The 15853-nt window shown below is 61.0% G+C and carries 13 protein-coding genes; 10 read left to right on the forward strand and 3 right to left on the reverse strand.

Translation table 11 applies throughout. The annotated features are described in order from the left end of the window. Positions 1-19 precede the first annotated feature (19 nt). Complete coding sequence (locus tag DKB71_RS14635) at positions 20-367, reverse strand: metalloregulator ArsR/SmtB family transcription factor (protein ID WP_408600848.1); 348 nt, start codon at positions 365-367, stop codon at positions 20-22. Positions 368-510: 143 nt separating this feature from the next. Between DKB71_RS14635 and DKB71_RS14640 the strand changes: the two genes are divergently transcribed. From DKB71_RS14640 to DKB71_RS14650, 3 genes are all read left to right on the forward strand, one after another. Next, positions 511-747, forward strand: a complete 237-nt coding sequence (locus tag DKB71_RS14640; protein ID WP_323608274.1) for a hypothetical protein — start codon at positions 511-513, stop codon at positions 745-747. Positions 748-1001: 254 nt separating this feature from the next. After that, complete coding sequence (locus DKB71_RS14645; protein WP_408600849.1) at positions 1002-1949, forward strand: ABC transporter substrate-binding protein; 948 nt, start codon at positions 1002-1004, stop codon at positions 1947-1949. 13 nt (positions 1950-1962) lie between these two features. Next, positions 1963-3288, forward strand: a complete 1326-nt coding sequence (locus tag DKB71_RS14650) for an LLM class flavin-dependent oxidoreductase (RefSeq protein ID WP_408600850.1) — start codon at positions 1963-1965, stop codon at positions 3286-3288. Between the two features lie 68 nt (positions 3289-3356). On the opposite strand, the gene DKB71_RS14655 is transcribed toward DKB71_RS14650, so the two are convergent. Beyond that, entirely contained in the window at positions 3357-4322 is a 966-nt protein-coding gene (locus DKB71_RS14655) for an endonuclease (protein ID WP_408600851.1), read from the reverse strand. A gap of 242 nt (positions 4323-4564) precedes the next feature. Between DKB71_RS14655 and DKB71_RS14660 the strand changes: the two genes are divergently transcribed. Genes DKB71_RS14660 through DKB71_RS14670 form a run of 3 tightly spaced genes read left to right on the forward strand, consistent with a single transcriptional unit; the run spans position 4565 to position 8404 of the window. Further along, positions 4565-5302 (forward strand): gluconate 2-dehydrogenase subunit 3 family protein, encoded by a 738-nt coding sequence (locus DKB71_RS14660; protein WP_408600852.1) that lies wholly within the window; start codon positions 4565-4567, stop codon positions 5300-5302. Between the two features lie 2 nt (positions 5303-5304). Beyond that, positions 5305-7089, forward strand: a complete 1785-nt coding sequence (locus DKB71_RS14665) for a GMC family oxidoreductase (protein WP_408600853.1) — start codon at positions 5305-5307, stop codon at positions 7087-7089. A gap of 40 nt (positions 7090-7129) precedes the next feature. Next, on the forward strand, positions 7130-8404 hold the full coding sequence (locus tag DKB71_RS14670) for a c-type cytochrome (RefSeq protein ID WP_408601098.1): 1275 nt from the start codon (positions 7130-7132) through the stop codon (positions 8402-8404). A gap of 638 nt (positions 8405-9042) precedes the next feature. Here the strand turns inward: DKB71_RS14670 and DKB71_RS14675 are convergent. Then, a complete protein-coding gene (locus DKB71_RS14675) occupies positions 9043-10368 on the reverse strand; it encodes an L-fuconate dehydratase (RefSeq protein ID WP_408600854.1) in 1326 nt (441 codons plus the stop codon). A gap of 101 nt (positions 10369-10469) precedes the next feature. Between DKB71_RS14675 and DKB71_RS14680 the strand changes: the two genes are divergently transcribed. The 4 genes from DKB71_RS14680 (at position 10470) to DKB71_RS14695 (ending at position 15799) form a co-directional block, all read left to right on the forward strand. Next, positions 10470-11417, forward strand: a complete 948-nt coding sequence (locus tag DKB71_RS14680; RefSeq protein ID WP_408600855.1) for a LysR family transcriptional regulator — start codon at positions 10470-10472, stop codon at positions 11415-11417. Between the two features lie 147 nt (positions 11418-11564). Then, positions 11565-13112: a UxaA family hydrolase gene (locus tag DKB71_RS14685; protein ID WP_408600856.1), complete on the forward strand. Its 1548-nt coding sequence runs from the start codon at positions 11565-11567 to the stop codon at positions 13110-13112. 34 nt (positions 13113-13146) lie between these two features. Then, entirely contained in the window at positions 13147-14727 is a 1581-nt protein-coding gene (locus tag DKB71_RS14690) for an aldehyde dehydrogenase (NADP(+)) (RefSeq protein WP_408600857.1), read from the forward strand. 16 nt (positions 14728-14743) lie between these two features. Continuing rightward, complete coding sequence (locus DKB71_RS14695; protein ID WP_408600858.1) at positions 14744-15799, forward strand: Ldh family oxidoreductase; 1056 nt, start codon at positions 14744-14746, stop codon at positions 15797-15799. The last annotated feature ends 54 nt before the right edge of the window (positions 15800-15853 follow it).

The following is a 15853-nucleotide window of genomic DNA, read 5'->3' on the forward strand; positions in this document are numbered from 1 at the left end:
AACTCACTCGATCAGGGATTCAGCAGCAGGCAGCATCGCGCACAGGGCGCCCGTCCATGTTCTGCAGGCGGGACGCGTTGTTTTGCAGCCAATCGGCGTTGCCCTGCAACGTCACCTGCAGGATCTCGTGCACCCAGGCAGGCAGGTCCGGATTCAGCCGGTAATAAACCCATTGCCCCTGACGGCGATCCAGCAACAACCCGCTGCTGCGCAGTTGCGCCAGATGACGGCTGATCTTCGGCTGGCTGTCGTCCAGCGCGCACATCAGCTCGCAGACACACAGCTCGCCCTGGTGGGCGATCAGCAAGGTGGCGCGGGCGCGGGTCTCGTCGGCCAGGCTTTTGAATACCTCGGGAGGGGTGAGCATTGGGGTCGACCTAAAACATATGGATAATCAAATATACGAATATCCATATGTTCTGCGCAAGTAAAGAATCGAACCTTTGCTCCTGATCATTGGCCAATAAGACAGGCCTGGCATCAAAGGCAGGGCACAAACGAGGAACCCCCATGCACCACTACACCGTGCAATACCTGTTCAACGGCAAGCCCCGCAGCCACCTGTTCGAGCTCGAGCCACCTCGGTTGCCCATCCATGAGGCGGCGATGCACCTGCTGCAACTGCATTTTGGCGATGGCGAGAACAGCCTGATCATGCCCAATGCGGATGCGACGCCAGAGGAGGTGCTATGGCAGGCTGAACTGGTGGGGCTGACACAGATCAGGGTCGTCGATGAAGTCGATTGACGGAAGTTGCGGCACCCTCGATGTCGTAATTCATGCAAAAACTGCATTTTTATGGAATTACGTTATGCGTAATGAGTATTTTACGAAGGGTAGTCAGGGCCTCATCGTATAAAGCAGGCCGCATTCAGATGTGATCGCGAAAAAGCTTCGGCATGCCTATCGAGCCCTTATCGGCTCGTCCCATCCTACAAATAGTACCGAGACCGCGCGCGCGGATCGACCTGAATTGCCTGAGAAGGCATCTGGAGACGAACGTGCGTTACCTGACGAAACTGGCGGCCGGGATGGCCGCTACATTGCTGTGCCTTGCCGCGAACGCGCAAACGCTGGTGGTGGGAGACCAAAGTTACAACGCCCAGGCCGTGATGGCGGCGGCGGGGGTACTTGAGGATTTGCCTTATACCCTTGAGTGGAAGCAGTTCACTGCCGGGTCACCTGTCGCCGAGGCGCTCAACGTCGGCAGTCTTGATATCGGATTGCTCGGTGATGCGCCTGCGCTGTTCCTGGGCGCACTGGGCGCACCCATCAAGGTCATTGCGGTTAGCCGGCAAAGTCTTGAGGGTGTGGCCATTCTTGTGAGCAAGGATTCGTCGATCCACAGCCTTGAGGATCTGAAGGGCAAGCGCGCGGCCATTTGGAAAGGCTCCTGGAGCCAGCAGCTGCTGCTGACCGCGCTGGATAAAGCCGGTGTGCCACGCGACTCGCTGGATTTGCGATATCTCAGTGCGCTGGATGCCTCCCATGCGCTGGACGGGGGATCGGTTGACGTCATCGCTACCTGGGAGCCCTACGTCACGCAACAGGAACGCCAAGGTGCGCGGATTCTGGCCACGGCTGATGGATTGATCCCGGCCCAGAGCTTCATCGCCGCCAACGCCAAGTCAGTCGAGGCAAAGCGCGCACAAATCAGTGATTTCCTCCAGCGCCTGAGGAAAGCGCGTGATTGGACGCTGCAAAATCCAGCCAATACCAACGCTTATGCCGATGCCTGGGCCAAACGCACCCGGGCTGACGCTGAAATCGCGCGTGCCTGGTTTGCCCGAGCGCGAACCACCGTCGAGCCACTGAACCCTCAGGCATCTATGGAGGCGCAGAAGACCGTGGACTTTTTCGCAAGCCTGGGACTGGTCAAGTCCTACCCGGCAGCCAACCTGTTCGACAATTCATTCGCTGCCTCCTTGCAGCCAGCCTTGGCCAAATAAGGATATCTTTGACATGCCAAAAAGACAGCTCAAACTGGGCGCGCTGACGATGGGGTGTGGTGGGCCAGGCCGCCACAACCTGTGGCTGGACCCTCAATTGCCCGCCGATGCCAGCGTCAATGTCGACTGGTACATCGACATTGCGCGTCAGGCCGAGGCGGCACTGTTCGACTTGATGTTCATCGTCGACAGCCAGTTCATCACACCGGGCTCGCCATCCCACTACCTGAATCGGCTGGAGCCGCTGACACTGCTGTCAGCGATTGCCGTGAGCACTCGACATATCGGTCTGGTCGGTACGCTGACGACTTCCTACAACTCGCCCTATAACGTCGCGCGGCGCCTGGCATCACTGGACCTGATCAGCAAAGGCCGTGCGGGCTGGAACGTCGTCACCAGCGGCGATGCCGGCACCGCTGGCAACTACAGTCGCGACGAACATTATGATTACGATACCCGCTACGGCCGGGCGGCCGAACACGTCCAGGTGGTCCAGGGCCTGTGGCACTCGTATGAGGAGGATGCGTTCGTGCGCGACAGGGCGACGGGCCAGTTTCTCGACCCAGGCAAACTGCACCGTCTGAATCACCAGGGCGAACACTTCTCTGTGGTCGGCCCGCTGAACATCCAACGCTCACAGCAAGGCCAGCCGGTGATCTTCCAGGCCGGCGATTCGCAGCAGGGCCGCGATCTGGGCGCCGCCACTGCGGATGTGGTCTTCACCCATGCCGCCAGCGTCGAGCAGGGCCAGGCTTTCTACCAGGATATCAAGGGCAGGGCGCAGCGACTTGGCCGCGATCCCGAGCAGTTACTGGTCATGCCCGGTGCCGAGATCCATGTGGGTGACAACGACAAACATGCGCGTGAAATCGAGCAGTTCTACCATCAGGCCGACCACAGCTTTGAGCTAGCGCTGAAGGAATTTGGTCGCAACTTCGGTTGGCATGACTTCAGCCAATACGACCTCGATGCTCCGTTCCCTCAGGAGAGTCTGGAGTCTGCGCGCAGCAGTTTTTTTACCGCGGCCAAACGTATTGCCGATCAGGCACGGGAGAAAGGTTTCACGCTGCGCCAGGCCGTAGAGTTCGGTCGACAGCTGCGCCCGGGTGCCTTCGTCGGCTCGGCGGACACGGTTGCGCAGAAGATGGCTGACTGGTTCGAAGCCCGGGCGGTGGATGGTTTCAACATCTACATTGGCCACCCTGAGCAGTTCAAGCGCTTTACCAACGAGGTGATTCCGCTGTTGCAAGAGCGTGGCGTCTACCGCAGGGCGTATGAAGGTACGACCTTGCGTGAAAGCCTGGGTCTGGAGATTCCTCGATTCGGCGGCAAACGCTAGTCACGCTATCGAGTATCAAATGGCCGGCTCGGTGTTGCGCACCGAACCGGCCATTTGCGTCACCGCAGCTACTTGCAGTTTCCTGCCTTGCGATATCCCGCGGATTGGGCTGCAGATTCAGAGTCAAAAGTTATCTGGTTTTTCGTCGACACCTGAGCATACCCAGGACACCCCATTGAGAGGTGATAGATGTGGCTATTGCGGTTGCCAATGATCGAACCTGCTGCGCTCGTACTCGCCAGGGTCGGCAGGGCTGCTGCCCGCGGCGGGTTAACAGGCATCGCGCTGACGACACCCTCACCGACCGCCTTGTACCCTTGCGACCATCGACGCTCGCCCGTCACGAATGGATTGGAGTGCCCCATGATGGCTGCAATACGTCGATCCCGCTCTTTTTCCCAGGACGAAACCGGGTACTGCTTGTCCCAGGCCATCAGTAGCTGTTGCTGCTGACGGGACATGCTCAGCTTGTACCTGTCGAACATGTAGAAGGTTGTTCTTGCGACCAGCCCCTTGACCTCGTCACGGGGTTCCGCAGCACGTTGATCGAAATCAACCCGCGTCTTGCACTGCCCATACTGCGGCGCTACGCCGGTAGCCATGCCGTAGTTGAAATTGCTTCGGTCGCCGTTCACCTCGCCAACGGACGGGTAGAGGTTGAACAGGTCCGCTTCCATGGCGCGAAACACAGGATCATCGTCCACGCAGTGTTCTCGACCACCGTTCTTCCAGCATTGGCGTTGGTTGCCGAATGTCCAGGCGGGCACGATATGTTCCCACTCAGTGCGCTCTGCCCGATTCTCTTGCTTCCTGGCCTTGAGGCCACAGGACTCGGCATCGATACGTCCGCCTGATTTCCCCACCCACGTCCATTTGCAGCCGCAATACAACTCGCCCATGGAGCTGTTCGCCTGGTCCAGATAGATTTTCTGCTTGGCGATGACCTTGGCTTCGGAAAAGGTCGAGGGAGGGCTTGCGAAGGCGCAGGTGATTACCGATAGGGTCAGCGCTACTACAGACAGCAGTTTTTTCATTGGAAAACATTAGCTTATGAAGGGGCGCGCATTGTACGCACGACGTCCACGGCCGCTGCAGTATTTTCTCGGGTAAACGCAACCTCGATAAATGTTTGCAGCGGCCCGGCTGTCAAGCTGCTCTGAAACCGGTTTCATTTTGTCTCGGTCGTCGATATATTCCCCGCTTTTTCCCAGCCAGTGCGTCCAAAAACCAACAAGATTGATGCGCCGCCTACCCGAATTGCTGATGAGGATTTGTGATGTCTGAGCAAGATCAAGACAACCCGCGCCGGGACTTTCTGCGCAAGACGCTGACCCTGATTCCCGTAGTGACGGTGGCCAGTACCGGTTTCGGCATGAACGCACTGGCGGCAACCGATATCGCCCCGACCGCCAAAGCGCCGATCGCACCCCCCGCGAGCGATTACCAGCCCAGCTTTTTCACCAAGGAAGAGTGGGCTTTCGTCCAGGCGGTGGTATCGCGCCTTATTCCTGCCGATGAACTTGGCCCTGGCGCGCTTGAGGCGGGCGCAGCGGAATTTATCGATCGGCAGATGAACACGCCCTACGCAACAGGTGCGCTCTGGTACATGCAGGGCCCATTTGTGACTGATGCTCCCCCTGAACTGGGTTACCAACTGCAATTGGCGCCGCAGCAACTCTACCGTTTGGGCATCGCGGCAACGGACGCGTGGTGCAAAAGCACTTACGGCAAAGTTTTTGCTGCGCAAGACAGCGCTACCCGAGACAGTATTCTCCACAAAATGGAGTCCGGAGAGGTGGTTTTCGATGATTTTCCGGTTAAAGCATTCTTCAGTCTGATGGTGCAGAACACGCGGGAAGGATTCTTCTGCGACCCCATTCATGGCGGTAACAAAGGGATGGTCGGCTGGACCCAGATTGGTTTCCCTGGCGCTCGCGCCGATTTCATGGATTGGGTCGAGCGCAACGAGCCGTACCCCTTCCCGGCAGTGTCGATTCGTGGCGAGAGGGCTTGAAGATGGCGACGGTATTGAAAAAGGTTGATGCGGTCATCGTCGGTTTCGGCTGGACCGGGGCCATCATGGCCAAGGAGCTGACCGAGGCGGGACTGCAGGTGGTGGCGTTGGAGCGCGGCCCCATGCAGGACACCTATCCGGACGGAAACTATCCGCAAGTGATCGATGAGCTGACCTACAGCGTGCGCAAAAAGCTGTTCCAGGACATCTCCAAGGAAACGGTCACTATCCGTCATAGCGTCAATGACGTCGCGTTGCCAAACCGGCAGCTTGGCGCGTTCCTGCCCGGCAAAGGCGTCGGTGGTGCGGGCCTGCATTGGTCGGGCGTGCATTTTCGCGTCGACCCCATCGAGTTGAGGATGCGCAGTCACTACGAGGAGCGTTACGGCAAGCACTTCATTCCCAAGGACATGACCATCCAGGACTTTGGCGTCACCTACGAAGAGCTGGAGCCGTTTTTCGATTTCGCCGAAAAGGTCTTCGGCACATCGGGCCAGGCCTGGACAGTGAAAGGCCAGTTGGTCGGTGCAGGGAAGGGCGGTAATCCCTACGCGCCGGATCGTTCCAGTGATTTTCCTCTGGAATCGCAGAAGAACACCTACTCGGCGCAGTTGTTCCAGAAGGCCGCACTCAGTGTTGGCTATAAACCCTACAACCTGCCTTCTGCCAATACGTCGGGACCCTACACCAATCCTTATGGCGCACAGATGGGGCCTTGTAATTTCTGCGGCTTCTGCAGCGGTTACGTGTGCTACATGTACTCGAAGGCCTCTCCCAACGTAAATATCCTGCCAGCCCTGCGCCAGGTGCCGAACTTTGAGTTACGCACTAACGCGCATGTGCTGCGCGTCAATCTCGATAACAGCAAGCGCAAGGCCACTGGCGTCTCCTACATCGATGCGCAAGGCCGAGAGGTCGAGCAACCGGCGGACCTGGTGATCCTCGGGGCGTTTCAATTCAACAATGTGCGCCTGATGTTGTTATCCGGCATTGGCAAACCCTATGACCCGAAGACCGGCGAAGGGGTAGTGGGCAAGAACTTTGCTTATCAGAACATGGCCACCATCAAGGCCTTCTTCGACAAGGACACCCACACCAACAACTTTATCGGTGCGGGTGGCAACGGCGTTGCGGTGGATGACTTCAACGCCGACAACTTCGATCACGGCCCCCACGGTTTTGTCGGCGGATCGCCGATGTGGGTCAACCAGGCGGGGAGTCGGCCCATCGCCGGTACATCGAACCCACCAGGCACCCCGGCCTGGGGCAGCAGCTGGAAGAAAGCGACCGCCGATTACTACACCCATCAGGTGTCGATGGACGCGCATGGCGCGCATCAATCTTATCGCGGCAACTACCTTGACCTGGATCCGGTTTACCGCGATGCCTATGGGCTTCCACTGTTGCGCATGACGTTCGACTGGCAGGAAAACGATATAAAAATGAATCGTTTCATGGTCGAAAAAATGAGCAAGATTGCCCAGGCCATGAACCCTAAAACCATTGCCGTGCTTGGCAAGAAAGTTGGCGATCATTTCAATACGGCGTCCTATCAGACGACGCACCTCAACGGCGGCGCAATCATGGGAACTGACCCCAAGACCAGTGCCATCAACCGTTATCTTCAGTGCTGGGACGTGCACAACGTTTTTGTCCCTGGCGCTTCAGCGTTTCCTCAAGGTCTTGGTTACAACCCTACCGGCCTTGTCGCAGCCCTGACGTACTGGTCGGCACGGGCGATTCGCGAACAGTACCTGAAGAACCCCGGCCCGCTGGTCCAGGCATAAGGAGCGACACGTGATGAAAAAAGTATTTGTCGCGGCGTTGATGCTCTGCGCGAACCTCCCGGCATGGGCTGCAGAGTCCACCGATGCCCAAATCAAACAGGGAGAATACCTGGCGCGTGCCGGTGACTGCGTCGCCTGTCATACCGCCAAGGGTGGCAAACCCTTCGCCGGCGGACTTGGCATGGAGACGCCAATCGGCACGGTGTATTCGACCAACATCACCCCTGACGCCAGCGGAATTGGCGGCTACAGCTTTGATGACTTTGACAAGGCTGTGCGCCATGGGATTGGCAAGAGTGGCAGCAGCTTGTATCCCGCCATGCCATTTCCTTCCTACGCACGTGTCAGCCCGGCCGACATGCAAGCGCTCTACGCGTACTTCATGAAGGGGGTGGAGCCTGTTGAGCAGCCAAACAAAGAGACCGATATTCCATGGCCCCTGAGTATGCGTTGGCCTCTTTCGATCTGGCGGGAACTGTTCGCCCCAAAAGTTGAAACCTATCAGGCTCCAGTGGGTGCAGATCCGGTGGTCAGTCGTGGCGCTTATCTCGTTGAAGGCCTGGGCCATTGCGGTGCCTGCCATACACCGCGTGCAATCACGATGCAGGAAAAGGCCCTGAGTGCCAGCGAAAGCCCGTTATTCCTGTCCGGCAGCGCGCCATTGGAAGGCTGGATCGCCAAGAACCTTCGTGGTGATCACAAGGATGGATTGGGGAGCTGGAGCGAAGATGACCTGGTGCTGTTTCTCAAAACCGGTCGTAGCGACAGAGGTGCTGTCTTTGGTGGCATGAGTGATGTGGTCGAGCACAGCATGCAATACATGACGGAGGCTGATTTGCGCGCGATCGCCCGTTATCTGAAAAGCCTGCCGCCCAACAATCCAGACGACAAGCCGCATCAATATGACAAACAGGTGGCGGATGCTCTATGGCGAGGAGACGACAGCAAACCCGGCGCTTCGGTGTACATCGACAATTGCGCGGCCTGTCACAGAACCGATGGCCAGGGATACGCTCGTGTGTTTCCTGCGTTGGCCGGCAACCCGGTGCTGCAGACTGTGGACGCTACTTCCCTGATCAACATTGTGCTGAAGGGTGGGTCATTGCCAGCGACGCATGCGGCACCCTCAACCTTCACCATGCCTGATTTTGCGTGGCGATTATCAGATCAGCAAATTGCGGCGGTGGTGACTTTCATCAGGACGAGCTGGGGTAACCAGGGTGCGGCGGTAACGGCGAGCGATGTGAAGAGTCTGCGTGTTGACGGTTTGAGACAGACCACTGGAAATGACTTGGGGTTGTCGAGTAGCAAGTAAGGCACGTCTTGGTTTGAGTACGAAGGGCCCCGAGAGGGGCAATGCTGTTCACTTTAGGTTGGAGGGCTTCAGGTGGATATTTGGATTAGGTGTATATCCATTCCTGCGGTAACGGCCACCTATGGTTTCGCTCTTACCTGTAGGAGCGAGCTTGCTCGCGATGGAGGTCAACGATGACGCGGGGAGCCTGACACCCCGCGGTGCTCTCAGGTTTTTCGCGAGCAATCGAGCGTCGACCGGCTGCTCCTACAGGGGAACGTGCTCACTTGAAACCAGGTCGGCTGTCAGGCCGCCTCGCTTTGCTTTTGATCGTGGCGCCCCGTTAAACCACGATGGCCGAACGCAGGCATTGCGTAGTGGGTAAACCGGCAGGACGCCGGTTTAGCCGCGCTGGGCCAGGGACGGCCCATCGCGGCGACCCACGGAGCAATGCCGGAGAGAGGGCATGCCGAGCCTAGGCGAGGCACCGAGTGGTGGGGCAAGAGCCTTTTGGTTCCTTTTTGGCGTTTGTGTACAGACCGGACACATGGTGGCCGTTACCGCAGCAATGGATATCCCCCCAATCCAGTTTTTAACAACCCCATGCTTAAGTGAACAGCATTACCCGAGAGGGGCCCTTTTTGTTGGGCATCTGAATTTTACGTCCCCGCGTGCGCCTGTATATCGACCCACACCGCGCCACCCGGATACTGATAACGCTCCAGTGTCTCAGCGCTCATTTCAATGCTGTACCCCGGCCGTTGCGGCGGCATGTAGCGCCCGCGGCGGATCACCACCGGGTCAAGGAAGTGTTCGTGCAGGTGGTCGACGTATTCCAGGACCCGGTTATGCAGCGAGGCCGAGACGGCGATGTAGTCGAACAGCGCGATGTTCTGCACGTACTCGCACAAACCGACGCCACCGCCATGGGGGCAGACCGGGATGTCGAACTTGGCGGCCATCAGCAATACGATCAACACTTCATTGAGCCCACCCAGGCGGGCGGCGTCCAACTGGCAGAAGTCCAGGGCGCCGGCCTGGAACATCTGCTTGAACATCACCCGGTTGTGGCAGTGCTCACCGGTGGCCACGCCGATCGGTGCGATGCGCTGGCGGATGCTGGCGTGGCCGAGGATGTCGTCGGGGCTGGTCGGCTCTTCGATCCACAGCGGATCGAATGCGGCCAGGCGGCGCATGTTGGCGACTGACTCGTCGACGCCCCAGACCTGGTTGGCGTCCATCATCAGGCTGCGTTCCCAGCCGATTTCTTCACGCAGGATGGTGGCGCGGCGAATGTCGTCTTCCAGGTTGGCGCCGATTTTCTGCTTGATGTGGGTCCAGCCATCCTCGACCGCCGCCCGCGCCAGGTGGCGCATTTTTTCTTCGCTGTAGCCCAGCCAGCCCGGCGCGGTGGTGTAGCCGGGGTAGCCTTCACGGAGCATTTGCGCCTCACGCTGGGCTTTACCAGGCACCTGGCGGCGCAGCAGGGCGATGGCTTCTTCGGGGGTGAGCACGTCGGTGACGTAGCTGAAATCCAGGCAGCGCACCAGTTGTTCCGGCGTCATGTCGGCCAGCAACTTCCACACGGGTTTGCCTTCGTGTTTGGCCCACAGGTCCCAGATCCCGTTGACGATGGCCGCGGTGGCCAGGTGGATCACGCCTTTTTCCGGGCCCAGCCAGCGCAGTTGGCTGTCGCCCACGGTGAAGTTGTGCCAGAAGGCGCCCATGTCGGCGACGATGTCTTCGAGGGTCAGGCCGACCACCATAGGTGCCAGGGATTGCACGGCCGCGACACAGATTTCGTTGCCACGGCCGATGGTGAAGGTCAGGCCATGGCCTTCCAGGCCGCCAGGGGCGTCGGTGTGCAGCACGACATAGGCGGCAGAGTAGTCCGGCGCGCTGTTCATCGCATCGGAGCCGTCCAGGGACAGGGAGGTGGGGAAACGGATGTCGCGCACGCTCAGGTGAGTGATTCGAATGCTCATGGCGGATTCTTGTTCTGGGTGACCATAGGGAGACCCGACTGTAGATCGCCAGGCGATACAGGCATAATCGCGAATTCCTAAGTATCGATACCGGATTTGATATGCCTGTCGAGCCAGAAACCACGGCGCCCGAGCTGCGCAATTTTGCTGCGCTGAAAATTTCCAGCCGGCAGATCACCTTGCTCAATGCCCTGGGCGAGTTCGGCAACCTGCGCCGGGCGGCCACGGCGATGCACACCTCGCAACCGGCCGCCAGCCTGCTGCTGCAGCAACTGGAGGAGCGCCTGGGCGTGCGCCTGTTCGACCGCTTGCCGCGCGGCATGCAGCCGACCCTTTATGGCGAGGTGATGATCCACTACGCCCAGGGTGCGCTGCGTGAGTTCGAGCATGCCCAGAAGCAGATCGCCGAACTGGCGCGCGGGGCCACGGGGCTGGTGCGGGTCGGCAGTGTGATGGGGCCGGTGCCGACGCTTTTGACCAAGGCGGTACTGGCGTACAAGCGCGATCACCCCAAGGTGCGCATTTCCATCGAGGTCGGGACCAGCGATACCTTGCTGCCGGCCTTGCTGCGCGGCGATTTCGATGTGGTGCTGGGGCGAGTGCCCGATCAGAGCGATAGCCACGGCCTGGACATCGAACTGTTCGACCACGGCGAACAGATGCGGGTGATTGCCCGTGCCGGCCACCCGTTGGCCGGTTCTGCGCCCTTGCAGTTGGCCGATCTGATCGCACAGACCTGGATCCTGCACCCCATGGGCAGCCCCATGCGTCGCCGGGTGGAAAGTGCCCTGCAGGCCGGCGGCATGGTGCAGGCGCTGGATATCGTGGAAACCGCCTCGATCCTGGCCACCACGGCGATGCTCGAAGCCTCGGACATGATCGCAGTGGTGCCCAACGACGTGGCCGAGCATTATGCGCGCTATGGCATGGTCACTGTCCTGCCGGTCGAATTGCCGATCTCCATGGCCAACATTGGCCTGCTGACCTTGGGGTCGCGACCCAAGTCAGTGGTGCTCACTAGATTGCTCGACTACTTCAGGGCGCAATAGGTCGAAGTGATAACGTTTGGTTATCAGTTGATCGGATCATCTCATTGGGAATCCCGGGATTGGCTCCTTACAGTTGGCGCAGATTCACCCTCCACAGAAAGGGTGACGCCATAACAAGAAGTCGGCCGCTATACCCTGAGAGGTCCCATGCAACTGATAGCCAGTACACGGACCGGCGACCCTGCCGTGATTCGCCTCAACCCCTTGGACAACGTAGTGATCGCCCGGCAGGTCCTGCCTGAAGGCCTGAACCTGGAAGCCGAAGCCGTCACCGTGCGCCAGCCGATTCCCTCCGGGCACAAAGTCGCTACCCAGCGCGTGGAGCAGGGCCAGCCCCTGCGTCGTTACGGGCAGATCATCGGTTTTGCGTCACAGCCCATCGAAGCCGGCGACCACGTGCACGTACACAATGTGGAGATGGGCGACTTTGCGCGTGACTATGCCTTTGGCGTGGATGCCCATGTAACGCCCGCCACCGATGCGGTGTTCCAGGGCATCGTGCGGGCCGATGGCCGCGTGGCGACGCGCAACTATGTCGGCATTCTCACGTCGGTGAACTGCTCGGCGACCGTCGCCCGGGCCGTGGCCGATCACTTTCGTCGCGACATCCACCCCGAAGCACTGGCCGCCTTCCCGAACATCGATGGTGTGGTGGCGCTGACCCACGGTGCCGGTTGCGCAGTGGACCCCAGCGGCGAAGCCTTGGGCCTGTTGCGCCGCACGCTCGGTGGCTACGCCGTTCACCCCAACTTTGCCGCGGTGCTGATCATCGGCCTGGGCTGTGAAACCAACCAGATCGAAAGCCTGCTGGAAACCCAGGGGCTTGCGGCCAGCGACCAGTTGCGCGCCTTCACCATCCAGGGCATCGGCGGCACTTCGAAAACCATCGCCAGTGGCATCGAGCAGGTCAAGGCCTTGCTGCCCAAGGCCAACCAGGTTCAACGCGAACCGGTCAGCGCACGCCACCTGATCGTCGGCCTGCAGTGCGGTGGCTCGGACGGTTATTCCGGCATCACCGCCAACCCGGCGCTGGGCAATGCGGTCGATCGCCTGGTGGCGGTCGGTGGCACTGCGATCCTGTCCGAGACCCCGGAGATCTATGGCGCCGAACATTTGCTCACGCGCCGCGCCGTGAGCCGCGAAGTGGGGGAAAAACTCATCGCGCGCATCCACTGGTGGGAAGACTACTGCCGGCGCATGAACGCCGAACTGAACAACAACCCTTCGGCCGGTAACAAGGCCGGGGGCCTGACCACCATTCTCGAAAAATCCCTGGGGGCGGTGGCCAAGGCCGGCTCCAGCAACCTGGTGGATGTCTACCAGTACGCCGAAGCGGTCCGGGCCAAGGGCCTGGTGTTCATGGACACCCCGGGCTACGACCCGGTCTCGGCCACCGGGCAAGTCGCCGGTGGCGCCAACCTGATCGCCTTCACCACCGGCCGGGGCTCGGCCTACGGCTGCGCGCCCGCACCTTCGATCAAGCTGGCCACCAACAACCGGGTGTTCGAGCACCAGGAAGAAGACATGGACGTGAACTGCGGCGGCATTGCCGACGGTTCCACCAGCATCGAAGAGCGCGGCGCCTACATCTTCGCGCAGATGCTGCGAATCGCTTCCGGCGAACGCAGCAAGAGCGAACAACACGGCTATGGGCAGAACGAATTCGTGCCCTGGCAGATCGGCGCCGTGACCTGACCGACAGCCCCGCAACTTTCACAAGGCGAACACCATGCAATTTTCCGGATACAACTTCATTGCCGGCCAGCGCAGTGCCCTGGGCGACACCCTGGTCCACAGCATCGACGCCCACACCGGCAAACGCCTGCCAGGCGCTTTCCATCAGGCCACCCTGGCGGAAGTCGATGCCGCGGTGGCGGCGGCGAGCGCGGCGTTTGCCTCGTTTCGCACGCTGCCGGCGGTACGCCGCGCGGAATTCCTGGAAGCCATCGCCGATGAGCTCGATGCACTGGGCGAAGATTTCATCGCCCTGACCTGTCAGGAGACGGCGCTGCCGAGCGCCCGTATCCAGGGTGAGCGCGGGCGTACCAGTGGCCAGATGCGCCTGTTTGCCCAGGTGCTGCGCCGGGGTGATTTTTACGGCGCACGCATCGACCAGGCGCTGCCGGCACGCACCCCCTTGCCACGCCCGGATCTGCGTCAGTACCGCATCGGCGTCGGCCCGGTGGCGGTGTTCGGCGCCAGCAACTTCCCGCTGGCGTTTTCCACCGCGGGTGGTGATACCGCCGCCGCCCTGGCCGCCGGTTGCCCGGTCGTCTTCAAGGCCCATAGCGGCCACATGGCCACCGCCGAGCGGGTGGCAGAGGCGCTGATTCGTGCGGCCGAGCGCACGGGCATGCCGGCCGGCGTGTTCAACATGATCTTCGGTGCCGGCGTGGGCGAGGCCTTGGTCAAGCACCCGGGCATCCAGGCGGTGGGCTTTACCGGCTCGCTGAAAGGCGGCCGTGCCCTGTGTGACATGGCGGCAGCCAGGCCGCAACCGATCCCGGTGTTTGCCGAGATGTCGAGCATCAACCCGGTGCTGGTCCTGCCCCAGGCCCTGGCCAACCGCAGCGCGGCAATGGCCCGGGAGCTGACCGCCTCGGTGGTGCAGGGCTGTGGCCAGTTCTGCACCAACCCCGGGCTGGTGCTGGGTATTCGCTCGCCAGCGTTCAGCGCCTTCATCGAGCAACTGACCGGGCACATGGCCGAACAGGCGCCGCAAACCATGCTCAATCCAGGCACCCTGAACAGTTACGGCAAAGGCTTGCAGGCGTTGCGGGCGCACTCGGGCATAAAGCATTTGAGCGGCCTGTCGCAAGCGGGCAACCAGGCGCAGCCGCAACTGTTCGAGGCCGACATCAGCCTGTTGCTGGAACAGGATGAATTGCTTCAGGAGGAGGTGTTCGGCCCTTGCACGGTGGTGGTCCAAGCGGCGGACAAGGCTGAACTGTTGCGCGCCGTCGCTGCCTTGCGCGGCCAGCTCACGGCCACGCTGCTGGCCGACGACGATGACCTCACTGTCTTTGGTGAGCTGTTCGGCGCGCTGGAAGTGAAGGTCGGCCGGGTGCTGCTCAACGGTTACCCGACCGGTGTCGAGGTCTGCGATGCCATGGTCCATGGCGGCCCTTACCCGGCCACCTCCGATGCCCGCGGCACCTCGGTCGGCACCCTGGCGATCGATCGTTTCCTGCGCCCGGTGTGCTACCAGAACGTGCCCGATGCGTTGCTGCCCGATGCCTTGAAGAATGCCAACCCGCTGGGCCTGCAGCGCCTGGTCGATGGCAAGCACACCACCGCGGCGTTGAATTGATCCGGGAGCAGCATCTATGAATGAAGCCAAACGCTACGCCGCGCCAACGCTGACCGCGTTTGTCGAGCAACTGTTTGAAAAAGCCGGAGCCGATGCCGAGGTCGCCCAGGTGGTGACGCGGGTGTTGCTCGAAGGTGAACTGCTGGGCCATCGCACCCACGGCCTCAACCTGGTCAGCCGCTACATCGACGGCATGCTCAGCGGACAGGTCAAGGCCAGGGCCGAGAACCTCGAACAGGTGTCCGACAGCGGTATTTCCAGCCTGTTCGATGGCCACTACGTGCTCGGTCCTTATTGTGTCAGCCGTGCCCTGGACAGCGCGGCCAAGGGCGCCACAGCGCAGGGCATCGGTATCGCCGTGGTGCGCCGTGCCGCGCACATCGGTTGCCTGGCCGCTTACTTGAAACCCTTCACCGACCGTGGCCTGATCGCCATGGTCTACTCCTCGGACCCGTCCGTCGGGGTGGTGTGCGCCCATGGCGGCATCGACCCGATCTACACCCCGAACCCGATCGCCGCCGGCATCCCGACCCGGGGCGCACCGATCCTGCTGGATGTCAGCATGTCCACCGTGACCCTGGCCCTGGTCGGTCAATGCCGCGACGCCGGTAGCAACCTGCCGCACCCGGTGCTGATGAGCAACGAAGGCCAGGTGAGCGACGCCCCGGCCGATTTTTTCAGCACCCCGCCGGGCAGCATCCTGCCCCTGGGCGGCCAGGCCTTCGGGCACAAGGGTTTTGCCCTGGCGATCCTGGTCGAGGCCCTGACCTCGGGCCTCGCCGGTCACGGGCGCAAGGACGGCCCGCAGCAGTGGGGCGCCTCGGCCACGACCGTGGTGATCGACCCGCGCTTCTTCGGCGGGCTGGAAGCCTTCACCGACGAAACCTCGTTCCTCAGTAAGCTGATACTGGGCAGTCGTGCGGTCGACCCCCAGCGCCCGGTGCGCCTGCCGGGCCAGGCCGGCCTGAAGTTGCGTGAACAGGCCTTGGACGAAGGCGTGAGCCTGTCGCAGAAGGTGTTCGACGACCTCAACCAGACGGCCGCGCAGTTGCAACTGCCAGCCCTTACCTGATTCCCTTGTAGGAGCGAGCTTGCTCGCGAAGAACTTGAGAACGACGCGTTTATT

It is taken from the genome of Pseudomonas sp. PLMAX, assembly GCF_046042685.1.
GTDB lineage: Bacteria > Pseudomonadota > Gammaproteobacteria > Pseudomonadales > Pseudomonadaceae > Aquipseudomonas > Aquipseudomonas putida_AE.